Below are 23,653 nucleotides of genomic sequence, written 5' to 3'. Positions count from 1 at the left end.
TCCCAAATACTTCTGATAAAATGACGAGCTGATAATCATGCCTGTGCGAACGAACAGAATAGTTGGCCCTTCAGAACCAACTATTCTGTCGTCTGCATTGTCAGCAAGGATGACAAACTTAAATTAAGATTACAGGCTCTGCCCTTTAATATCAGAGGGAGAAATATACCCCATAATACCGTTCATCATATAATCGAGCTGAATCTTGAACACAGCAGATGCATCAGCATCTTTTTTCGCCCACTTATACCAAATCGGGATCGCTGCTTGACGGAATTTGTCCAGATCGGCCTGTCCCATACGAGACACAGAACTGCCACTGTCTGTGAATTTCTTTAGAGCCTCTACATTACGTTTTTGGATAGAAACATAATGATCAAGGGAATAGGTTTTAACCTGATCTTCTACAAACTGTTGCATGGCAGGAGAAAGCTTGTCCCAAGCCCGTTTATTAACAGTCAAATCCATCAAGTCAACGGGCTGATAAACAGACATCAATCCCGGAGGGCCAAACAGGATATGTTTTGTAACCTGCCCAAAACCTAGATCCCAGTTGACCGCAGGCCCGACATAATCAGCCGCATCAATTGTACCTTTTTCCAGCGCCGGGAAGATATCAGACCCTGGTAAGCTTACAGTGCTAGCCCCAAAAGACTGGAACACTTCTGAAACCATGCCACCGGGAACCCTTAGCTTCAGCCCCTTGAAATCTTCGACACTACTGACAGGCACTTTAGAATGAATAATATTTGCGTCATGTTGAATAGGCCCGACATAGACCAAACCAAACTTGGCATAGATCTCTCTTGCCTTTTCCAACATCCCCAATCCATAGAACATCGTGTCCCACTGTGCGGGTTGGTCTGGACCAACAGGATAAGAGGATAAGAAAACAGAGGCCGGGATTTTCCCTGCCCAATAGAGCGTAAAGGGGTTCATTCCCTGTAGAACCCCGTTACGAACTGAATCAAACAAGGCATTATTATCTGCAGCGACAGATTTTGCAGCAAAAGGCTTAATAGATAATTCACCACCAGAACGTTCTTCAAAACTCTTACACCACTCTTCAAACAAGGTGTAACCAGTCGTCCCCGCATCCCAAGTGGATTGTACTTTCCACTTGTGTCCAGCGGCTGCATTCGCATCGCTGATAAAAGGTGCTGATAGCGTAGCCCCACCCGCAACAGCAGCCGTGGTGCCCGCAAACTTTAAAAAGGAACGCCGGGTTGAAGTATTTTGGGTATCAGATGTTTTTCCCTTTGGTGACAGGTCTTTATTGATCTTATTGTTCACTTGTTAGTCCTCCCATTGATTCAGTTCAATTTTATTAGTTGCTTTTATAAATAATGTACTGAGCTTCATTTTTTTAAATAAAGACTAGTATACCCACCTATAAATAGCTAGAAGAGAGCGACCTTGCACAAACAATAAGATTCAACAAAAAATATCTAAGATTTTGCAATTTACTATTAATAAAATAAATAGAATATAGCGTTAATAAAAATAGGATTTTTTTCTAATCCGAACTATTTTAATTACAAATAAACCTCTGATATAACTTAAAATTTAAAAATTTATTATTTGACACTTAAAATCAAATAATATGTGCCAAACATTCTCAAATAATGTTAATCAATACACATACTCAAATTTATGCATGCCTTTTGATCTTCGGAAATCGTCCCATGAAAGCAATTCTGATCAAAACATACCTGTCAAATTGGGTATAATTAGCAATACGCAAACCCTTGTTTTCTATATGTAAAGCTTCACCGATTATAAATATTCTATTCCTCAAAGGATTTCCCTGTGAGCAACGCTTCTCAACCCCAGAAAAATTTCTTTCTCTCTGGTTCTTTGCCTCTTTTATTCGTTAAAACAGCAACCCCAATTATTCTGGTCATGCTGGTTAACGGCCTCTTTACAGTGGTCGACGCTTATTTTCTCGGTGAATTTGTGGGGGCCGACGCCCTGACAGCAGTCACCATGATGTTCCCCGTTTTCATGCTCATTGTCGCACTATCAACATGGGTATCAGGTGGTTTCTCCTCTGTCCTTGCCCGTCTACTGGGGGCCAGAGAATTTGGCAAAGCCAGCACAGCTTTTACCAGCGCCTATATGCTTTCCGGGGTTGTCTGTCTTATTCTTATCGCCATTTTTAGCTTTGGCGGCGATCAGATGATCCAGTGGGTCACCAAGGGGTCTGAGACATTAAGCGCGATGGGGTATACCTATATATCCATTCTTATTTATGGATCCCCGCTCATCTTTATCCTAACCATCAGTGTCGATGCTTTCAGGTGCGAAGGCAAACTCGGCTTCATGACCTTTATCTCGGTTCTCTCGACCTTGTTAAATGTGCTGTTTAACTACCTGCTTATTGTCCAAATGGATCTGGGGGTCGCTGGCTCTGCTTATGGCACCTTGCTCGCGCAAACGCTTTCATTGATCGCGGTTATTCTTTATCGCTACAACACATCATCAGCTATTTCCCTTATATTTTCACCCGTCGAAAGAATTACATCCTTTTGGCGCGACTTCCTTGCCTTGGGTGCCCCGCAAAGCCTTTCCTATCTAGGAATTTCCTTGTCATCCGGCGCGGTATTTTATTCGCTTCAAAAGTGGGGCGGCAGCAATTACGAAGCCACTGTTACGGCTTATGGCATCACAACACGTATCCTCACATTCAGCTTCCTACCATTACTTGGCTTGAACCTTGGTTTTCAAACCATTGCCGGGAACAACCAGGGCGCGCAAATATTCCCACGCGTCAACAACAGTCTGAAAATTGCAATCGTCACAGCATTCAGCTACTGCCTGTCATTACAACTGGTTTTCCATTTCATGGCAGGGCCTTTGGGATCAATATTTGTCGATGACCCCAAAATTATTGCCGAAACAGCACGTATACTACCGCTAATCACCCTGTTTTATTTCGCGTTCGGGCCCAGCTTGATTCTATCCGGTTTTTTCCAAGCTATTGGGGACGCAAAAAGATCTGCCCTTATCAGCCTGACGAGAACCTACTTTTTCTCTATTCCGCTAACCTTTGTGCTTCCCTTGTATTTTGGCGAAGTGGGGATCTGGTATGTCGGGCCTGTGACTGAAATTCTCATGACAATTCTGACCCTGTTCATACTTTCCCACAATGCAACACGAACAGGATACAAGTTGGGGTTATTCAGAACAGATCCCGCACCTTCATAGGTTGAAATCAAGTACAAAATATTTAATTTTAATCCAACAAGGGGAGCGCAATTATTTGCGTTCCCCTTGTAACTTCTGCTACGTTTTATTTTCTTATTTAAACACAAGCTCTTCAAAATAAATCAATCAAGAACAGAGCTTTAAAAAGTTTGTTGCTATAAGAGGACGAGAATTGCCAACCCCGGAATTTTTATTCACGGACTTCAAGCTTGATTCAGCAGAACTTCTGGAAGCCATTTTCTCTGCTTCAGGGACTTATTTTGTCATCACCGATCCCCAAACTGGTCTAATCCACGCCATTAGTGATGCCTGGCTTAAAACCCTGAAGTACAAAAGGGAAGAGGTCGTGGGGCGAACATCTCAGGAGCTTAATATCTGGTTAGGGCCGGAAAAACGGGCCGAGATGATCCGACGTATAAAAACTGATAAGCCTGTGAGCCGCTTTCATGCATGTCTAAGGGGCAAAGACGGTTCATTGCATGATTTTTCAGTATCTATTCAATCCGTTGTTCTTAAGAATAAAAACTACCTCTTGTTTTGCGGGTATGACATTACCGAAGAAATAAAAGTTAAAAATTCGGCGGTATCTTCCCGAAAAATGCTGGTCGACGCGCTGGAGGCAATGAGCGAAGGTTTTGTCCTCTACGACCCCAATGGGATTCTAGTCATTTGCAACAGCAAGTTTAAAGAATTTTATGGCTACAGCGACGACGAAGCAAAACAGGGGGTCGTAGGTTACGATCTTGGTAAGCTGGACATAGAAAGAGGCACCGTCAATGTTATCGAAGGCGATGAACAGGACTATATAAATCGACGGACGGATCTTGATAAAGGACCGCCAAAATCAACGGTCGTGAAGCTTCGGGATGGGCGGTATCTTCTTTTAAGTGATCGTGTCACCGAAGACGGCTATATCGTCAGTATACAAAAAGACATTACCGATATTAAAGAAGCAGAGTTCGCCTTGATGCGGGCAAGAGACGAAGCCCACATTGCCAACAATACCAAGTCTGAATTCTTGGCACACATGAGCCATGAATTGCGAACACCATTGAATTCCATCCTTGGCTTTACCCAAGTCATGCGAGATGAATTGCTTGGTGATCTTGGACACCCCAGATATCGGGAATACATCAATGACGTCCACCATTCCGGCGAACACCTTCTTAATTTGATCAACGACGTTCTGGATATATCCAAAGTTGAATCAGGGAAGTTTGAGCTGAATGAAGATGTACTGGATCTGAAAGATACCATTTCGGCCTGTATGCAAATCATCCGAGGGCGGCCCGATGCTGCGGCCCTGAATATCGAAGTAACAGCCCCCAAAGAAAAAGTTTATTTTCGCGGGGATGAACGCATCATGCGTCAGATCCTGCTCAACCTGCTTACCAATGCCGTAAAATTCACCCCGAGTGACGGTAAAGTTCTTCTCGATCTTAAGAAGAACAGTGATCACAGTATCAAACTGATCATCAATGATACAGGCTGCGGTATTGAAGAAAACGATATCCCGATCGTACTTGCCCCCTTTGGCCAAGCCCGCATTAATGCCCGTACGGCACACGAAGGAACTGGTCTGGGCCTTTCCCTCAGCAAGATGCTGACAGAACTGCACGACGGAACGCTGTCGCTGACAAGTAAAGTCGGAAAGGGCACACAGATTACATTGGACTTTCCTGTCGAAAGATACGTTGATCCTGCATCAATTTGAGGGTTGGTTGAGACGAGACAAAGGTTTGGGTAAGTTCTGGTTAAGAGAGTTGGAGTCCGCTTAAAGGTTACCTCAGCCCAACCCAAGGCTTGGAAAACTCCCCTCGTTTGTCCCCAATAGCTGTGTCAACCAAATAAAAATGCACTTGTTTGTTGATTATTTGCAGAAAAACTTGGGGCAAATTGTAAAGCGACATATATAGTTACTTTAGAAAATACAAATGCCTAACGTCACGGATAACAGCGCTTGCCAGTTTCAGATATTGTCCTAACCATTTCAGCCCTTCTTATCGTCATCGCCTGTACCCAGCCGTTGGCCAGAAGAACAGGTTTGCCCTTTACCGTGGTACTAGGTTTTATCGGTGTCATTATTGCCTCTGGCGCAAGCTGGCTTCTCCACACTCGCCTGACGGATCAGTTTAACGAAGTCGCCGCACTGGTCGTCAACATCCCGGTCTCATCGGCAACTTTTTTGGATGTTTTACTGCCGATCTTGCTCTTTCAAGGGGCGATCACCATTGATGTCAGGCGGCTGGCAAAAGATACTGTCCCCGTTATCTTCCTTGCCGTTTTGGGCGTTTTTGTCGCTATAGCCTTAATCGGCGGCGCTGTATCCCTGGTATCCAGCGCGCCACTTGTGGTCTGCCTTTTGTTCGGGGCCATTGTTGCCACAACCGACCCCAGCGCGGTTATCAGTCTTTTTCGAGACCTCGGTGCTCCTGAACGTCTGACCCGATTGGTCGAAGGCGAAAGCCTTTTAAATGATGCCACGGCCATTGCCGCCTTTGGTGCATTTCTAACTCTTATTATTTCAGGGGGTGGCTATGAATTCGGTCTTCTCGTCCAACAACTTGGGTTTGCGTTTCTTGGCGGGATAATCACAGGTACAATCTGTGGCCGCATAGCGATCTCTCTGATTTCTTGGCTTAGCTCTTTTCGTTCTGCCCAGCTAACAATTACCGTCGCCTTACCTTTTGTAATCTATATTCTGGCCAAGAACTATATCGAGATATCCGGTGTTGTCGCCGTGGTCACCAGCGGCCTTGTCCTCAGCGCCATGGCACGTCCCCGGTTTGAACCGGAAACCTTCAAGTTCTTTCAAGAAACCTTAGAACAACTGGCATGGTGGGCAACCGGTCTGGTTTTTATTCTTGCCGCCCTTGTTGTGCCGGATCTGTTATCGGATTTTGCTTTTGCCGACCTATTGATTATTCTCACCGCAGTCATCGCGGCACTGGTTGCAAGGGCCTTGATCCTGTTTGGGTTTTTTCCATTTTTAACAGCGTTAAAAATCACACAACCAGTTGATAACCCCACAAAAACGGTCATTGTCTGGGGGGGACTACGCGGTGCTGTTACACTTGCCCTTGCCTTGTCCGTCACAGAAAACCCATTGATAGATCGTGAAACACAGCGCTTCATTGCAATCCAGGCCACTGGTTTTGCTCTATTTACCCTATTGATACAGGGGCCAACATTAACGGCCTTGATGAAATGGCTAAAACTTGACCAGCTCGCCCCGATCGAACGCGCCTTTCGGGTCCAAGTCTTAACTCAATCCCTGTCAACGGTACAATCCAGCCTAAATAGTTTTGCCAGCCGTTTTCAACTGGATCCAAAATTGACCCGGCAAACAGCCGAACAATATATCAACCGCTTATCACGCATCGCAGATGACAAATCATATGAACACGAAATTAACGACAACGATAGACTGATCATTGGCCTGGTGGCCTTAACCAATCAAGAAAAGTCGCTTTTGTTTGATCAACGAATAAGCGGCATTCTCCGCCATGACCTTGTCGATAGATATTTACTTGTCATCGAAGACATGATCGATGCGTCAAGGGAAAGCGGTCGCGAAGGATATATTTCAGCCGCAAAAAAACCTTACCGGCACAGCACACGGTTCAAGTTGTTAAGCTGGGCACATACCCATCTGGACTTTAATCGTCCAATAGCATCGCATATTGGTAAACACTTTCATTTTTTACTAATCAACCGCATTCTTGTATTAGAACTGAAAAGCTTCCTTGATCGAAGACTTCAAAGTCTGTTGGGAACACAGACCGTTACGCTGTTACAGGAAATCCTTGATCAACGATTGGGCAGCATTGAACGGCACTTGGCCGCATTACGTCTGCAATATCCTAAATTTGCCCGAACCCTTGATCGACGAATATTGGAACGCATCGCTTACAGGGATGAATTGGAACAAATAAAAAACCTTCGCGAAGCCGGAATAATAAGTATCGACTTGGCACGAAGCCTGACAAGCGAAGCAAATTTCTTTCATGCCACAAGGCGATCGCAAACCCATGTTGATATCAAGGCAAAAACTGTCGAGCTTTTAACATCTTTTCCAGTGTTCAAAGATCTGGACGTTTCTGAATTATCCCAAGTAACGAAAGAGCTACAAACCCGCGTTCTCGCCGATGGAGCCTACGTCTTCAAAAAAGGAGACCGCGCCGATGGTCTCTATTTCATCGAAAGTGGCGCAGTTGAGATTAGTGTAGGGGACGAGATTCACCGCCTTGGTTATGGCGATTTCTTTGGCGAAATGGCCCTTCTCAACGAAACCAGTAGAAGTGCATCAGTTAAATCCATTAGCTATTCCCACCTACTATTTCTGGAAAAAGATACATTTCACGATTTGGCCCGTGCCCATCCGGATTGGCGAAGCACCCTTACCCAGATTGCGGATAAAAGAAGAATGATGAACCAAGGAAAGAAATAAACTGACCTGTGGAATAAATCCTATTTGAAATAATCAGAAAGTTTCCCCGTGGCCCAAGCCAGTACAAAAAGCACTAAAAAGCCCCGGGAAAGAAACCTCGTTCGCGGCAGTATTCCCGACCATTTCAAAGCCTTGGCAATACCCGCTGGCATCGGGATGATGCTCATCGGCGCGCTGTTACTCCTGCTCGGCGGCAAGTTCTTGCTGGGCCTCTTCACTCAGGACCCAGACGTCATCTCCACCGGATTTGACTACCTACTCCTCGCCGCCCCCATGCTACCCGCCTACCTGACCCTCTTTGCCATGATGTCCTTTTTCCAAGGCATCAAACGCCCGATCTGGACCGTATGGATCGGGGTTTACAGACAAATCTTCGCCTCAGCAGGGTTCGCCGCGCTCTTCATCTACGTCTTGAACTGGGGCACATGGGGCGTCTGGGCCGCCGTCTTCACCGCCGTCTGGAGCGGCCTGCTGCTCTCCACGATTATCCTGATCATCGTTGCAAGAAAAAGCATTCAAGGGTTGGGCGGACCGGGGATATTGAGGACGTATGAGAGTTAGGTAGATCTAGAGTTTGATTTAGCCGCTTTGTGCCAGAAGCGGGCATTAAATAACAAGGTCGTAAAACGCTTATGGTAATTTCCACGTAAGAATAATCACTAACCAAGTATATATAATCTTCCTTAATTACTTTTCTTTATTGGCTTGATATACATCCCATGACCATCACATTTTTCATTTTTACATTTAGATTCTATCGTCATTTCTTTGCAAATTGGGCACATAACTTCTTTAGATTTTTCCATGATAATTCCTTTATTCAGATTAAGTGCTTATTTAGACAAAAGCGGCGATTAAATTGGCCCTAAACTGACTTTTAATACACTGGGTTCTGTTCGTAGTTACTGCAAAATTTATTACTTAGTTGGTTTTAGCTCTTGTACTAACCTCGGCTTAGAGCTGTTTCTGCAATACTTCACAAACACGCTTTTCCATCTCTGTTTTATAGTCAGGATTACTGTCAGGCCAATTAAGTTCAACCCATGCTCCACTTTCTGCCATTTCTGAAGATACGTTGAAGTAAATACCTCTAGTGATCAATGCATCCAAAAGGTATTCGGCACCATCAATGTCCTCATAATAATTGCATGCATGAAGCCCCCAGCATTCATTAATGAATGGATCAACTACTTCATAGATAAATTCGAGCGCTAAGTCGTCATATCTAAGACCATCCTTTGGAAGAAAATGCTGAATACTATTTCGAATACACCCAAACTCATCAAACTTCTCTCTATTTGAAAGAGTATTTCCTGTTGTAGACAATAATTTATCGGGAAGAGCGCTATATTGAGTTGTCCTGCCGTGCCTATAGAGATTATCCATATTTAAGGATGGGCCATTAGTGGAGTTTTTCGGTAGCTTCTCGAAAATCAGTAATGGATTTTCTTGAGCTATACGAGCTTTGATCAATATTTCAGCAGCGTGTGCAGCCTGTAGAACCGACAACTCGGGCCATCGATCATTATCCATACTCATATACATGGCATGATGGGTCGCATGAGCGAGAGCACCCAATCCAAGATCCAGCATATGAGACGAGATTGCGTTGTTATCAAGTTCCATTTTGTTCCTTTAAAGTAAGAATGTTCTCGACTAATTCACTATAAACTCTTACATAAAAGAATTATGAATAAGGTCACTAGTCGCATGTTCGAAGAGGTTTGGGGATGAAGAGCTCGTTATAACCAATTAGTAAAATAAATTAAATTTATACTTCAAACAGGCTTTCACCGCGAAAATCATTTAGAAGTTCTTTTACCTCGTCAGGAACTTGGGCTCTTTCAAGACCATCTATAACTTTGAACCCATAGTTATATAGTTCTTTGGTATCAGGGTGGTGATAAAAACGCTTGTGTAATTCAATAAAATACTGCGGCTCAGGAATATTAAAAAAGCTGTCGTTTATATCTACAGCTCGAAAAAGGGCATGGGCAACTAGGTCAGAGATTTGAAAAAGCGGTTCATCTTCTTTAGTAACCGCTCGAATTTTTCTTGCGGCAATATTTCTTAGTAGTTTGTTTCCTGGATAATAAGCATTCGCCTGGCAATATCTTACATAGTTGCCCAATCCCTTATAATCGAAAGGTCCTTTTTCAAAAAGAATGTCTACATCATTTGGTTCAATTCCCTGGCTTGCAAGGTATTCACCTACGCATTCCAATAAGTAACCAGCACACTTATTGTGAAACCTCATCACATCTGCATCGATATATTCTTTATACCCCCCTAACGTCGATTTCCTAGAAATTAGACCGAACAACATTATGGGTTGTCGAGCAATTGTCCGGGCGAAATATTTCTTTTGGGCGTGATTAAGCCTATTACAATGCAAAAAATCTGTTTTAAATGAACTTGAAATATCCGTAATTACATTACTAAGTTCTTCGTAAGTGTCGTTTTTAATTAAAGTAGCACCAAAAACAAAATAAGGTGTAGCGCCACTTTGAGTGTCATCTCGAACCCTCTCGATCCCAGCATCACCACTTTCATCCACGAAAAGGGTATAATCTGACATTTATTGCCTCCGTATCCTATTGCAATATTATTGATGACGCCGGTCTGGACATTGTTTTCTCATAAATGATTGAACTCTACTAATTTAAACGTCTGCTTTGGGTCGATAGCGGAAGCTCCAATAACAAATTAAACATTATATAAAATAGCCCAATGCACAACCTTAAGTGTTATTGAAACATCTTTTTAAACAATAATCTTCTTGCGCCTAAACAGGTTGATCCAGCTATAGCGATTTCCAAAATTGAATCGGTACAGCTTTAAACTATCATCTGAACGGCCCACTCCCCTTACCCTCCAAAAGCACCACGGATATAGGTCGCCAGTTCTTCTGCCAGGACTTTGTTCGGGCCGTCGGCAAGGTACATGTTGATGCTGCATCGGGGTAGGGTTGGGAGTTCGCCACGGTGGTCGATGACTTCGATGCTAGGGTCACTGAAGGTTGAGAGTTCGGGGCGGATTGCGAAGTCTGCCGCGACAGCCACCGAGGTGGAATCTTCGCTGTCCGTATCGACCGCGTCCAGCCAGGGAATATTGGCCTTTTCCAAGGCATCAATCATGGACCGCCGAAAGGCGCAGCCGCGCACCATCGCGACAGGTAAAGGACGCGCCATCCATGCATGGCCCTTTACAGCCCCCGTCCATAACAGAGGCTGCACAGTCAACAGTTCACCATTCGCGGGCAGTTTCTGGTCTTTGTCATAGACCTCTGTTGTTATAATCAAATCTTGCTGGCCGTGTTCGATTTCAGTGGCCAGATCAATTGATCCCGCCGTTTTCAGTTTGACCTGCACGCGGGGAAAGTCACGGTTGAACTGTTTAAGAACACTTGGAATATGCGGCCTGATGACATCGCCCGGCACACCAAGGCAGATACTACCTTCGTATTTGGGGGCTGTTAATCTTCCCCAGATTTCATCGTTCAATTCCAGCATGGACCGGGCATAGCCAAGCAACTGGTCGCCCTCTGCTGTTGGCCGGATGCCACGTCCGCTATTACGATCCAGCAAGGGCAGACCAACACTTTCTTCCAATCGTTTGATCTGCATACTGATCGTCGACTGCGTCATATGCAGCTTGTTCGCCGCCGCTGTCATACCGCCGGTTTCACTAACAGCGATAAAGCTGCGTAATGTTCCAAGGTCAAAATTTCTCAATCTACTGCCTTTCCCGTGTTCGTCTGATATCAGAAAATCACGCTATCAATTTTTGTGATGATATCCATCAACACTATTCACTTCCATAATACTAAATCCGTGACAATATATCAATAACATTGATCACAAACACCAAGGCCATCACATTTTGTAATGGAGGATAAAATGCTAAAACAAACCGGTCATAGCTTGAGCACATGTCATACTGTGGGCACCAACGGCGCTTGCGGGGCTTCTTTTTCTCAGGATCAAAAGACCTTCTCATCAAGCACAAAAGAAGCGGCAACAGTATTAGATCGCCTCCTTGCCCGAACTCGTAACTGGTTGGCAACGGCTTTTGAAGTTCGGAAAGAGCGCCGCGTTTTGGCTGACCTGACATCCGAGCAACGAGAAGATGTCGGCTTGAGTAAAGAACAGGTTCGTCAGGAAAGTAGCCGTGCCTATTGGGACCTACCAACGGATCGTGTGGAATAAACCCTTTATCATCAACGCACGATAAAAGAATTAGATCGCACTGCTTTCTTTGCGCTTAATGTCAGAGAGAACAGAGTGATCTAATCGGGAACAAGCGTTAAGTTTAACAGGCAATACCTTGCCTTACCTTGCTTCAGCTTGTTTTTGGGCTAAACAAACCTGCTGTTTGATTATGCTAAAACAAAACCCGATAGGATTTCTCCTATCGGGTTTTTCTCAATATAAACGGTATCGAAAACATCAAGCTTTAATCAACTGGCTTTAGGAACTCGCCGAATTTGATTAAAGAAGCTCGTCGTGATCTTCGTCTTCTGTCGTACCGCCTTTGAGCTTGGATGCCAAAGATGCTTCAAGGAACATATCAATATCACCGTTTAGCACAGCGCCAGAATTACTGGTTTCCGCCCCTGTACGCAGGTCTTTCACCATTTGATATGGCTGTAGAACGTAAGATCTGATCTGTCGTCCCCAACCAATTTCGGTTTTTGAATCTGCTTCGGCCTGTGCAACTTCTTCACGCTTTTGCATTTCGTGTTCGAACAAGCGCGATTTCAACATGTTCATCGCGGTTGCGCGGTTTTTATGCTGAGAACGGTCATTCTGACACTGTACAACGATACCCGTGGGCTCGTGGACAATACGGATTGCTGAATCAGTGGTGTTCACGTGCTGCCCACCCGCGCCGGAAGCACGGAAGGTATCAACGCGAATATCCTTGTCCAGAATTTCGATATCAAAGCTGTCATCAATAACCGGATAAACCCACGCAGAGCTAAAAGATGTATGACGACGGGCTTGTGAATCATAAGGGGAAATCCGCACAAGGCGATGAACGCCAGCTTCGGTTTTCAACCAACCATAGGCATTATGGCCCTTGATCATTACCGTCGCGGATTTTAAGCCAGCTTCTTCACCGCTGCTTTCTTCCAGCCATTCAACTTTATAGCCATGCTGTTCAGACCAACGCGTGTACATGCGCAAAAGCATTTCAGCCCAATCCTGCGCCTCTGTCCCGCCAGCACCAGCATTAACCTGTAGATAACAATCATTGGCATCGGCTTCGCCAGACAGCAAGCTTTCCAGCTGCTTCTTATCCGCCAGTTCTTTCAGGGCGAAAATCTGGCTTTCACCTTCATCAACAGAATCCTGATCGCCCTCGTCATCGCCCATCTCGATCAGCAAGGTGGCTTCTTCCACGTCGCTTTCGATCTTGCGCACAGCGGCAATCGACTGTTCCAGATGGGTACGCTCTTTCATCAGCGCTTGGGCAAGCTGCTGATCATTCCAGAGTTCAGGGTCTTCAGCACGAACATTAAGTTCGTCTAATCGTCTAAGTGCGGCATCCCAGTCAAAGATGCCTCCTCAGCAGGATCAGCGACTGTTCAATATCGCTAACCGCCGCTTCGATCTCGGCGCGCATGTTTATACGGCCTCCTCATCAGCTAATTTTTAAAATAAATAGTTCGGTTTTTTCCAACCGTTTCGTCTTCTACCTGTTTCAGGCGGGTTAGTACAACCCCTCGGTTGTTAATCCATCGGTCACAGACAAAAGCGGATTGTCATTCTCTTCGCCAGCACCTGAGAAATTAGGCGATGGCACGTTTCCCGGCTTGAAAGCCTCAACGATGACATTGCTATCATTTGCCCCGGCAAGACGGCCTGTTTCAGCGTTAATTCTGACCAGTCTGATACCCGCCGGAACACGGAAAGGCGTTGCAGGGGCATCTTTCAAGGCTTCTTCCATAAAGGACTTGAAGATTGGCGCGGCAGCACTTGCGCCCTGTTCTCTGGCCCCCAGCGTTTTGGGGTTATCAAAGCCCACATAGGCCCCGACTGCCAAATCCGGAGAGAAACCAAGGAACCAGGCATCAAAGCTTTTATTGGTTGTCCCCGTTTTCCCGCCAAGCGGCTTGCCAATAGATTTAATTCTGCGCCCTGTACCACGTTGCACCACACCTTCAAGCATAGACACAACCTGATATGCGGATGCGGGATCAACGATCTGTTCGCGCGTATCCGGCAATGTGGGAACAGATTGATTCTGCCACTCACCATCGCTGACACAGGGTATACAATTTCGGGAATCGTGTCTGAAAACCGTTTTCCCACGCCGATCTTGAATGCGATCAACCAGTGTTGGTTCAATCCGCTTACCGCCATTAACCAGCATGGCATAAGCCGTGGTCATCTGTAGCAAGGATGTTTCCCCGGCCCCCAACGACATGGACAGCACAGGTTTCATATTGTTCTCAATGCCAAAACGTCTGACATATTCGACAATTTTGTCCATGCCAACATTCTGGGCCAGACGAACTGTCATCAGGTTTCGGGATTTTTCCAAACCAACCCGCATACGGGTCGGGCCATAGAACTTTTTGGTATAGTTCGCTGGTTTCCATTTACCAAGACCTGCCCCCTGATCTAAGGAGAACGGTGCATCCTGTATAAGCGTTGCAGGGGTATAGCCATTATCCAGACCGGTGAGGTAAATAAACGGTTTAATCGCAGAACCCGGCTGTCTAATCGCCTGTGTTGCGCGGTTGAATGAACTCCGCGAAAAGGAAAAGCCACCCGACATGGCTAAAACTCTGCCCGTGTGCGGATCAATGGCGATAAGCCCACCGTTCACATCCGGAATTTGACGCAAGGCAAAAGTATTTTCGGGATAGTCATTCCCCTTTGGTGTTTTGCTAACACCCTCAACAAGAACAACATCCCCCAGTGACAACACATGCCCCGGTGTACTCGGCACGCCGCCGAAGCGTTGATTTTTGAGCCACTTACGCGCCCATTTCAACTCGCTCATGGGAATAGTGCCACGGGTGCCGTCAACAAGACCGATGGAAACGGATTTTTTACCAACTTCCAAAACCGCAGCAAGCTGCCAAGGCTCTGCCCCCTTGGGTGTGGGGATCGCTTCCAGCTGTATTTTCCATCCGTCCGGCGATTCCGGGTCATAAGTCGCAACCGGACCTCGCCACCCATGACGGCGATCGTATTCAATCAATCCATCGCGCAAACTTTTCTGCGCAATCTTTTGCAGCCTTGGCTGCAACGTCGTGCGAACAGACAACCCGCCTTCGTAAAGCCCGTCTTCCCCATAAAGGTCGATCAACTCACGGCGCACTTCTTCTGAAAAATAAGGTGCGTCAATAACTTCGGTTCGATCCCGCTTGATCACCTTTAACGGGGATTGCCATGCAGTTTCAGCTTCGACCTGGGTAATCTTGCCGTTTTCAAGCATACGCCCGATAACCCAGTTACGCCGTGCGAGGGCTGCGCCGTGACGACGTACAGGGTGATAGTTGGACGGTGCTTTTGGTAGCGCAGCCAGATAGGCAGCTTCTGCAATTGTTAGCTCATCAAGGGATTTGTTGAAATAGTTCAGCGAAGCCGCCGCGACACCATAAGATCGATAGCCAAGAAAGATCTCGTTCAGATACAAATCCAGAATACGCTCTTTTTCAAAAGCATGTTCAATTCGATAGGTCAGGATCGCTTCTTTGATTTTACGTTCATAAGAAACTTCGTTGGTCAGCAAAAAGTTCTTTGCGACCTGTTGCGTAATCGTCGACGCACCGATCAACCGTTTGCCTGACCCAATATTTTTGATGTTGGTCAGCATGGCACGGGCAAGCGAGAAATAATTCAACCCACCGTGGGTATAAAAGTCTTTATCTTCCGCAGAAAGAAAGGCGTCTTTAACACGGGTCGGAACCGCTGTGATAGGAACATAAATACGCTTTTCCTTGGCGTATTCTTCCATCAAACGACCATCACCCGCATGGACACGGGTTACGGTTGGCGGATCGTAATCTTTAAGATCTGTATGTTCCGGCAGACCTTTGCCATATTCGTAAAAGGCATAGAGAACCACGCCCCCGCCAGCAATTGCCATCACAATTCCCAAGCCAAACAAATAGCCTAATATCTTCAGAAACTTCACGCCTTAAATCCTAACCAGCATCAATGCATACTCGGCAAATCTGCCTCAAAACTATGACAATCATATGGCAAAACAGACAATCGCCTGCCACACTTTTTGCCCCCACAACGTCAAATTGGAACGATCATGGGATAAATTCTTTCCTGTTATTATAACAGAAAGCACAGAGAAGCCAGTTATTGCGCGTTATAACTTTCCAGTTTACCGAAATATTGATCGACTGCCCGGCCAATTGCGGCCACCAATTTTTCCTTGTGCTTGTCGCTTCTCAGTAATCGCTCTTCCTGTCTGTTCGACATGTACCCAAGCTCGACCAATACAGATGGAATTATGGGTGATTTCAACACGGCAAAACCTGCTGAGCGATGGGGACGTCCCAACAGCTTGGCTTCCCTTTTCATCTCACCAACCAAAACGTTTGCAAACTGCTTGCCTTGATTGTTGGTTTCGCGTTGCGCAAGATCGATTAAAATTTTGCTGACATCTGCGGATTGCTCACTCAAATCAAAGCCTATGATAATATCAGCTTTGTTCTCTTTTGCGGCCAAGGCTTCGGCTTCTTTATCCGACCCGTTTTCAGACAGGCTATAAACCGAGAAACCGCGAACCCGGCTCGACGGATGCTTGTTCGCATGCAGAGAGATAAAAAGATCTCCATGGGCTTTTTGTGCGATTCCAACCCGTTGTCGAAGGGCCAAAGATGTATCCGTGCTCCGGGTCATAACAACCTTGTAACGCCCTTTACTCTCCAGGTTTTTTTTCAGGCTTTTTGCATAACTCAGGGCGAGCTTCTTTTCTTGTATACCCGACACACCAATAGCACCGGGATCAACGCCCCCATGGCCGGCATCAACAACGATGATTTTTTTTGCGTTCTTCGGTTTTTTAGGTGCGGTCAAAGCGGGTGCAATCGGCGTTGCCGCCACCTGTGTTTCTTCCTTTAGCGGCGTCGCAGATGTCAGCTGACGTTTCTGTTCACCCGATGACTTATAGGTTGCCGCGGTAATACGTTTGATATCCACGACCAGTCGATGTTTATGCCCGTCTTTTGGCGGTAGCAAAAAGGCCGAGGTAATAGAAACAGGATATCGTGCATCCAGAACCACGCGACTAATATTCGGTTCAAACAAACCAAAACGGAGTGCCTGTACAGCCCCTGTTGCCCTAGGAACCTTGTTCTTAGGCACCTTCCAGTTCAATTTGGGAAGGTCAATAACAATGCGGTACGGATCTGGAAGCGTGAAAATCCGATAAGCCGGTTCTTCGGATAATTCCATCACAAAACGGGTTTTATCCGGATGCTTTCCGATTCGTATCGCATCCAGATCAGAACTCTGTGCACCTACTGTTACGAAAAGAGCAACCAAGGTCAGGAAAAGTCCCGCCAGTCTGGTACAGCTAAAAAACCTAACGTTCATGCGCTCTTTATCTCAAATATCACTGTTTAACACCAAGCTATTTTCGGTTTGATTCAAGTATGTTACTCGAAAAACATACTCAAAACAGACCCCTATTATCACGCAATTTTAAAATGAATCCAAAAAAGTGAAATTACCTTCTAGCACAGAGGGAGCGGTCCTGTTAGTCTACAGGCAGAAAATTCTACGCTGATAGCGGGACAATATCCCAACTTACAGCGTGTACTAATGCCTCAGGAGGCTCTGTTAGCCAGAAGCTTCAGATTTCGGTCTTTATAAAAGACGCCCTGAGAAGCAAGTACAACAAGCCAAACTGATGGGGCAAGGTTTTACAAAAACAACTACCCCCTCAACACTTTTTAACTTAATCGAATCACCTGAATTTTATGGGTGATTCTCAAGCGAGAGCGTTCCCGTTCTAAACTACGGATACGCAGGATAAAGAAACGGTAATGAACGCTCTTGGTCATATAAATTCATCGACAATGATGTTCCGTGCGCCGCCTTTGATACGGCTTACCAAAGGCGCAGGCCGCACGCTGGAGTTACTCACGAATGGCAAAGCGTATGCTAATCGATGCCACCCACCCGGAAGAAGTCCGGGTAGTGGTACACAACGAAAACAAACTTGAAGACTTTGATTTTGAAACCCAATCCAAGAAACAATTAAAAGGAAATATCTACCTCGCTCGTGTAACCCGTGTTGAACCATCTCTCCAAGCTGCATTCGTAGAATACGGTGGAAACAGACATGGTTTTCTTCCCTTCAGCGAAATCCATCCGGACTATTATCGTGTTCCGGTTGCCGATCGCGATAGCATCATGGCTGAAGAAGCTGTTATTGATGTTCAGGAAGAAGATGAGAGCAATACGCCACCAGCAGAAGAAGATACTTCTGATGTTTCTTCAACCTCCCTCGAGAGTGTAGAAAAGCAACAAGACGACACCATTGAAGAAATCGCCGGGGAAACCTCTGTCGATAGCATCAATGAAGACGAGTCTGACTTTGAAATAAAAACAAAGTCTCGCGTAAACCTCATGAAGCGTTATAAAATTCAAGAGGTCATCAAGCGTCGTCAGGTTATTCTGGTTCAGGTCGCAAAAGAAGAGCGTGGCAACAAAGGCGCTGCGCTAACCACATACCTGTCACTTGCTGGTAGATATTCGGTTCTGATGCCCAACACCAACAAAGGTGGCGGGATTAGTCGTAAAATAAGCAATCCAAATGACCGTAAGCGTCTAAAAGATATTCTTTCCGAATTAAAGATTCCCGAAGGGATTGCTGTGATCGTTCGTACTGCTGGTAGCCAGCGTACGAAAATGGAAATCAAACGCGATTACGAATACCTTATTCGCCTTTGGAATGAAATTCGCGAAAACACGCTAAAATCCGAAGCGCCAAGCCTGATTTACGAAGAAGCGAACCTGATTAAACGGGCGATGCGCGATCTCTATACCAGTGATATGGAAGAGATTTTGGTCGAAGGTGACCGCGGATACAAAATGGCCAAAAGCTGTATGCGTTCTTTGATGCCAAGCCATGCCAAGAAGGTTAAGCACTACAAGGGCATGCAGGTTCCGCTCTACCACCGTTTTCAGGTAGAGACACAGATTGATGCCATGCATAACCCGATTGTACAGCTAAAATCAGGTGGATATCTGGTTATCAACCCAACCGAAGCGTTGGTGGCCGTCGATGTTAACTCTGGCCGTGCAACCAAAGAGCGTCATATCGAAGAAACTGCTTTCAAAACCAACCAGGAAGCAGCTGATGAAGTCGCACGACAGGTACGCCTGCGTGATCTAGCCGGACTTCTGGTTATTGACTTCATCGATATGGATGACCAAAAACACAACCGCGAAGTTGAACGGCGTCTAAAAGACGCCATGCAAGCAGATCGGGCACGTATCCAGTTGGGGCGGATCAGCCCCTTTGGATTGTTGGAAATGTCCCGCCAACGGCTGCGCCCAAGCATTGTTGAAAATTCAACTGTAGCTTGCCCGCACTGTGACGGGATAGGAACAGTCAGAACCACAGAATCTGCTGCCCTTCATGCGCTTCGTGCTCTGGAAGAAGACGGCATCCGTAAAGGCAGCGGCAAAATTGCTCTCTACGTTCCGACCGAAGTTGCACTTTACATTCTGAATCAAAAACGTTCACGTCTGATAGACATTGAACAACGATATAACTTTGCCGTTGATATCAATGCTGATGACAGTATCGTCATTCCGAACTTCCGTTTGGAACGACTAGTTGCAAATAACGACGGACCAGTTGATGAAATCATGCCGCTTGAGCCTGTAAAATCGACACAGGTAAAATCGACAAGAAAGCTTGATGAAGAACGTTCGGAACGCCCAGAACGTAATAACGACCGTCAAGATGGAGACCTTAAGCGTCGCCGTCGCCGCCGTCGCCGCAAAGACCGTCCTGAATCTTCGGATGCTGACGGCGAAATTAATCTGGATTCAACCCTCGACGCCGCCCAGACGGATAGCCAGACCGCTGATAGCGATCAGGATACCGCACGTAACGAGGACGGATTTGACGATGATGGACGTCCACGCAAGCGTCGTCGCCGCGGGAAACGTGGTGGACGCAGAAGAACCAGACGTCCTGAGGGTGAAGAAGAACTGCAAGACGGATCTGAAGCCCAGGAAAATGCAGGCGCTGTAGAATCAGACACCAATCAGGATACAGAGAACTCGTCCGAGGTTAGCGCAGAAGCAACAGACGAAGCTACTGCTTCTACCGAAGACAAACCGTCTGATAACGAAAAACCAAAACGTCGTCGCGGTCCTCGTCGCAGAAAACCCACATCAACGGACACATCTGCAAAAGAAGATGCACCGCAAAACAGTGTAGCCACATCAGAACACTCTGCGTCTGATGCTGCATCAACTGATACAGCATCTTCTGGCAAGGACGTCAGCGAAAACGCTTCTTCTGACGAAGCACAGCCAGCTTCCGATGCTGAAGAAAAGCCAAAGAAGCCTCGTGCGCCACGCAAACGGGCTACAACGACAAGGCGGCCTCGCAAGAAGGTCGAAGCTGAAGCCGCAGATACGCCAGTAGAGACAACAGCAGATACAGCAACTGAAGTGACACCGGAACCAACCGTTGCCGCAGAAGAAAAAGAGACTGTTGCTGCCGCCGCTGCTGTAAAATCAGAAAAGACATCAGAGGACGCGCCAAAGGCTAAACCACGAACCCGGGCAAAAGCCACAACAAAAACTGGACGTCCCGTTGGACGCCCCAGAAAGAAAGCAGCTCCAGCAACCAAGGCAACGACAGAGAAGACAACAAAATCTTCTTCTAAAGTCAAAACCATTCCGATTGAAACACCCGTTTCAAAACCGGAAACCAAGTCAGAGCCTAAAGCTTCAGAACCCAAACCTGTCGCAGAAGCTGCCGTAAAGAGCCCCCCCGCTAAAGCGGAGACTGCCGTACCTGCTCAGCCCACCGGCCCCAAGAAAAAAGGCTGGTGGAGCAGAATAACTGGTAACTAATTCCAGTTAGCGCTAACACATAGAAAAAGCCCCGGATTAATTAATCCGGGGCTTTTTATTTTCTGGTTATTTTCTGATTATTTCAGGTAACGGAACAAACAGCTTATCGCCAGCTTTTAAGGCGCTTCACTGCTTCAAGCATTGTTTGTTCCGTTCCGGCAAAAGAGAACCGCATAAAGTGGCTTCCATTAAAAGGGTCAAAATCAACCCCTGGCGTCGCCGCTATACCTGTTTCAGCCAAAAGGCGTGAACAGAAAGACTGACTGTCATTGGTACGCTTGCTGATATCGGCATAGATATAGAACCCACCGTCAGCTGGTGCCAAATTATCAAAACCGACACTTGGAAGCTCGTTCAACAATATTTCCCGATTACGGGCGTATTGTGCCACATAACTCTCGAGAACATCATAGCACTTAAAGACTGTAGCACCCGCTATTTGAGATAATGTCGGCGGGGATATAAAGAAATTCTGAGCAAGACATTCCTCTGCACGCAACATGTCTTCGGGTAGGATCATCCACCCCAGCCGCCATCCTGTCATAGAGAAATACTTAGAAAAGGAGTTGATGATAAATGCATCATCGGTAAATTTCAGAGCTGTCGTTTCCTGCGTCCCATAACTAATACCGTGATATATCTCATCAGAAATCAACCGGACCTCATTCGCATCACAGTAATCTATAATACTTTTCAAAGCCTCTTCACTCAGCATTGTACCTGCCGGATTAGACGGGCTGGCAATAATAACACCATCCAATTCGCCTTGCGCTGCCAACAGCTCGGCCGTTGGCTGAAAGCGTTCTTTTGGACCGACCTCGATCAGGACAGGTTCAATATCCAGCGCGACGAGGATATTACGATATGCAGGATATCCCGGTGCTGCTAATGCAACCCGGTCGCCGGGGTTAAACGCAGCAAGAAAAGACAACAGGAAACCCGCCGAAGATCCCGTCGTCACCATGACACGTCTGGGATCAACCTTTTGCTTGTACAAATGCATATAGTGATCTGCGATTCCCTGTCGTAACTCGGGAATCCCCATCGCATCTGTATAGCCAATCATCTCAGTATCTAGGGCTGATTTGACTGTCTCGAGAACATAATCAGGAGCTGGTGTTGCTGGTTGACCAAGAGAAAGATGAAGAATGTCTTCACCCGCCGCAGCACGTTCATTTGCTGCGCGTAAAACATCCATCACGATAAAGGGAGGAATATCCCCCCTGTTCGAAAGCTTCAATGCCATACTTCTGTCCTATCGTGCCAAACGGCTCAAGCCATACCCGCGTTTATCCGCGGCAGAACTACAGGTTTCAGGATTAAACTTTAAACTTTTTGCACAATGGCTAGAATTAACACGGCCAAATTCCGGGGCTGGTCTTGCATCATGACCTTTGCTTTTAAGGCTTTCAATGATGTCACTTGAACTATCTTTCTCGTAAAACACAACATCCGGCTTACCGCTATGGTGTAATCGGGCAGAAGACTCAGCTTCTCTTAGCGCGACTTCCCCCAACAAGGTATCCGCCATGACTTTCCCCAATGCAGAGGCACTGACAGCTCCGCCCGCAGATGTACCGGCATATCGGGAAAAAGTGGTTGGATCGTTTGCAACAACAACACTAACAACGGTATCTAGACCATCCGCAGCAGACCTAGGTGGTGCGGGCAAAACAACCCCCATGTCCTGAAGCATGCGGCCGGAACCGAACAGGCCGTTCAATGTAAAGCTACAGGCAATAGCATTGTTATATTTATCGATAACAGAGAAACCAGCTGCATAGGGGTTTCCAGACGCAGCTATTGGCTGAAATGGCAATGCAGATACTGGTGTCGAGTTACCTGAACTATAGCTTTCAAATACATTTTCCAGCGCTTCTTCTCCAAGGGTTGCCTCTACAGGAATCTGCCCCGAGACTACACCAGCACGTACAACGTGCGCTCTTTTCAATGCTTCGACAAACATGTGCGCTCTCTCACCTTGAGAAGCATCAACGTAGTTATCGCTCACATGTAGTTGCCCCAGCAAGTTTGCAGTCACAAGCGCGCTTCCGGAATAGTCACCAGAAAAATAGGCCAAATCGTCTTTGACTTGTACGGTAAGTGGCTCTTCAAAAGTTGGTAGGTAATTTCGAATTTCATCACTAGTTAAGGGCAGACCTGCGTTTGTTGACGCCTCGGCATAGCGTCGGGTCAACGCCCCGGCATACAAATATCCTGCCCCCTGAGCTCTCAATCCCCCAAGAAGTCCTGATAATTCAGCTTGAACAAGCTTATCGCCTTCGCGTGGTAGCTTGCCATCTTCGCGTGCAAACTTACTCAAAAGTTCTGCATTAACCCCAAGTCGTTGATTAGCAAGGGCCAGATCATAAGCAAAGGAACGGCTAACAGGGTTTCCAAAGCGCGCCAGATTCTCTCCGTATGCAACAAGCTGCTGCCAACGAACAGCCCCGTATTTAGCATGCAACGCAGCCATTACACGGGGTGCTTTTGGAATAACACCGCCAGACGCAGACGATTTCGGAAGAAAATTCAAGGCAACAGCTTTGTTTTCTTCCTTGTCATAATAAGAACACGCCCCGCCCGCAGCGATACCAACACGCGATGGCATGGTAACAGCCATGGTAAAATACATTGCAACAGCGGTATCAGCAGCCGTCGCACCATTTCCCAACAGCTCGCGTCCAACCTGAGCAGCCCTTGGTTCATCAGCTGATACAACGCCAGCAAAACCTTCGACAACCTGAAGATTTCCTTTTGCAGTTTCATCCGCAGTTTCACAAGCTGAGAGTAGCATTCCCCCCAAACATGCTGTTAAGATAGCGGAGTGAAGTTTTGTTTTACCGAAAAAGGTGTCTTGCATTACTGACGCTTTGCCCCCAATTGACTATACGAAATCTTATAAACTTGTGAG

15 protein-coding genes are annotated in these 23,653 nt (G+C 46.3%); 6 read left to right on the top strand and 9 right to left on the bottom strand.

Going from position 1 to position 23,653, the window contains the following annotated elements; genetic code table 11:
* Positions 1–129: 129 nt before the first annotated feature.
* Positions 130–1,293 (bottom strand): TRAP transporter substrate-binding protein DctP, encoded by a 1,164-nt coding sequence (gene dctP / locus ACN0QW_RS11055; RefSeq protein WP_417431457.1) that lies wholly within the window; start codon positions 1,291–1,293, stop codon positions 130–132.
* A 516-nt stretch (positions 1,294–1,809) separates the two neighbouring features.
* Here dctP and ACN0QW_RS11050 point away from each other — a divergent pair.
* The 4 genes from ACN0QW_RS11050 (at position 1,810) to ACN0QW_RS11035 (ending at position 8,218) form a co-directional block, all read left to right on the top strand.
* Entirely contained in the window at positions 1,810–3,207 is a 1,398-nt protein-coding gene (locus ACN0QW_RS11050) for an MATE family efflux transporter (protein ID WP_417431455.1), read from the top strand.
* A 172-nt stretch (positions 3,208–3,379) separates the two neighbouring features.
* Entirely contained in the window at positions 3,380–4,921 is a 1,542-nt protein-coding gene (locus ACN0QW_RS11045) for a PAS domain-containing sensor histidine kinase (RefSeq protein ID WP_417431453.1), read from the top strand.
* A 246-nt stretch (positions 4,922–5,167) separates the two neighbouring features.
* Positions 5,168–7,657: a cation:proton antiporter gene (locus ACN0QW_RS11040; RefSeq protein ID WP_417431451.1), complete on the top strand. Its 2,490-nt coding sequence runs from the start codon at positions 5,168–5,170 to the stop codon at positions 7,655–7,657.
* A 48-nt stretch (positions 7,658–7,705) separates the two neighbouring features.
* Positions 7,706–8,218 (top strand): MATE family efflux transporter, encoded by a 513-nt coding sequence (locus ACN0QW_RS11035; RefSeq protein WP_417431449.1) that lies wholly within the window; start codon positions 7,706–7,708, stop codon positions 8,216–8,218.
* A gap of 393 nt (positions 8,219–8,611) precedes the next feature.
* Here ACN0QW_RS11035 and ACN0QW_RS11030 read toward each other — a convergent pair whose 3' ends face one another.
* From ACN0QW_RS11030 to ACN0QW_RS11020, 3 genes are all read right to left on the bottom strand, one after another.
* Positions 8,612–9,283, bottom strand: coding sequence for a hypothetical protein (locus ACN0QW_RS11030; RefSeq protein ID WP_417431447.1), 672 nt, complete (start codon positions 9,281–9,283; stop codon positions 8,612–8,614).
* 145 nt (positions 9,284–9,428) lie between these two features.
* Positions 9,429–10,235, bottom strand: coding sequence for a DUF3800 domain-containing protein (locus tag ACN0QW_RS11025; RefSeq protein ID WP_417431445.1), 807 nt, complete (start codon positions 10,233–10,235; stop codon positions 9,429–9,431).
* Between the two features lie 289 nt (positions 10,236–10,524).
* Entirely contained in the window at positions 10,525–11,391 is an 867-nt protein-coding gene (locus ACN0QW_RS11020) for a LysR family transcriptional regulator (protein ID WP_417431443.1), read from the bottom strand.
* 165 nt (positions 11,392–11,556) lie between these two features.
* Here ACN0QW_RS11020 and ACN0QW_RS11015 point away from each other — a divergent pair, with 165 nt between their 5' ends.
* Positions 11,557–11,865 carry a hypothetical protein gene (locus ACN0QW_RS11015; protein ID WP_417431441.1) on the top strand — a complete coding sequence of 103 codons (309 nt, stop codon included), beginning with the start codon at positions 11,557–11,559 and terminating at the stop codon, positions 11,863–11,865.
* Between the two features lie 282 nt (positions 11,866–12,147).
* Here the strand turns inward: ACN0QW_RS11015 and prfB are convergent.
* The 3 genes from prfB to ACN0QW_RS11000 form a co-directional block, all read right to left on the bottom strand.
* Positions 12,148–13,285, bottom strand: a protein-coding gene (prfB, locus tag ACN0QW_RS11010; protein WP_417431439.1) for a peptide chain release factor 2 whose coding sequence is annotated in 2 segments (ribosomal slippage) — positions 12,148–13,215 and positions 13,217–13,285 — 1,137 coding nt in all. Because the reading frame shifts where the segments join, the coding sequence is not laid out codon by codon here.
* Positions 13,286–13,372: 87 nt separating this feature from the next.
* Positions 13,373–15,811: a penicillin-binding protein 1A gene (locus tag ACN0QW_RS11005; protein WP_417431437.1), complete on the bottom strand. Its 2,439-nt coding sequence runs from the start codon at positions 15,809–15,811 to the stop codon at positions 13,373–13,375.
* A gap of 176 nt (positions 15,812–15,987) precedes the next feature.
* On the bottom strand, positions 15,988–17,229 hold the full coding sequence (locus ACN0QW_RS11000; protein WP_417431435.1) for an N-acetylmuramoyl-L-alanine amidase: 1,242 nt from the start codon (positions 17,227–17,229) through the stop codon (positions 15,988–15,990).
* Between the two features lie 555 nt (positions 17,230–17,784).
* Between ACN0QW_RS11000 and ACN0QW_RS10995 the strand changes: the two genes are divergently transcribed.
* Positions 17,785–20,739: an Rne/Rng family ribonuclease gene (locus ACN0QW_RS10995; protein WP_417431433.1), complete on the top strand. Its 2,955-nt coding sequence runs from the start codon at positions 17,785–17,787 to the stop codon at positions 20,737–20,739.
* Between the two features lie 103 nt (positions 20,740–20,842).
* Here the strand turns inward: ACN0QW_RS10995 and ACN0QW_RS10990 are convergent, their stop codons facing one another.
* Together ACN0QW_RS10990 and ACN0QW_RS10985 are read right to left on the bottom strand one after the other, a co-directional pair.
* The gene (locus ACN0QW_RS10990; RefSeq protein WP_417431431.1) at positions 20,843–21,985 is read right to left on the bottom strand and encodes a pyridoxal phosphate-dependent aminotransferase; all 1,143 of its coding nucleotides are present in this window, start codon (positions 21,983–21,985) and stop codon (positions 20,843–20,845) included.
* A 9-nt stretch (positions 21,986–21,994) separates the two neighbouring features.
* Entirely contained in the window at positions 21,995–23,602 is a 1,608-nt protein-coding gene (locus tag ACN0QW_RS10985; RefSeq protein WP_417431429.1) for a gamma-glutamyltransferase, read from the bottom strand.
* Between the last annotated feature and the right edge of the window lie 51 nt (positions 23,603–23,653).

The sequence above is a fragment of the Kiloniella sp. genome (assembly GCF_048259265.1).
GTDB lineage: Bacteria > Pseudomonadota > Alphaproteobacteria > Kiloniellales > Kiloniellaceae > Kiloniella.
The sequence above is the reverse complement of the archived record's forward strand: the minus strand, read 5'-3'. Positions and strand labels throughout refer to the sequence as shown.

What these genes read in the sequence shown, in the direction of transcription:
- ACN0QW_RS11030 (WP_417431447.1), bottom strand. Translation starts at nt 9,283, where the DNA reads ATGGAACTTGATAACAACGCAATCTCGTCTCATATGCTGGATCTTGGA.
- ACN0QW_RS11025 (WP_417431445.1), bottom strand. Translation starts at nt 10,235, where the DNA reads ATGTCAGATTATACCCTTTTCGTGGATGAAAGTGGTGATGCTGGGATC.
- ACN0QW_RS11015 (WP_417431441.1), top strand. Translation starts at nt 11,557, where the DNA reads ATGCTAAAACAAACCGGTCATAGCTTGAGCACATGTCATACTGTGGGC.
- ACN0QW_RS11000 (WP_417431435.1), bottom strand. Translation starts at nt 17,229, where the DNA reads ATGAACGTTAGGTTTTTTAGCTGTACCAGACTGGCGGGACTTTTCCTG.
- ACN0QW_RS10995 (WP_417431433.1), top strand. Translation starts at nt 17,785, where the DNA reads ATGGCAAAGCGTATGCTAATCGATGCCACCCACCCGGAAGAAGTCCGG.
- ACN0QW_RS10990 (WP_417431431.1), bottom strand. Translation starts at nt 21,985, where the DNA reads ATGGCATTGAAGCTTTCGAACAGGGGGGATATTCCTCCCTTTATCGTG.
- ACN0QW_RS10985 (WP_417431429.1), bottom strand. Translation starts at nt 23,602, where the DNA reads ATGCAAGACACCTTTTTCGGTAAAACAAAACTTCACTCCGCTATCTTA.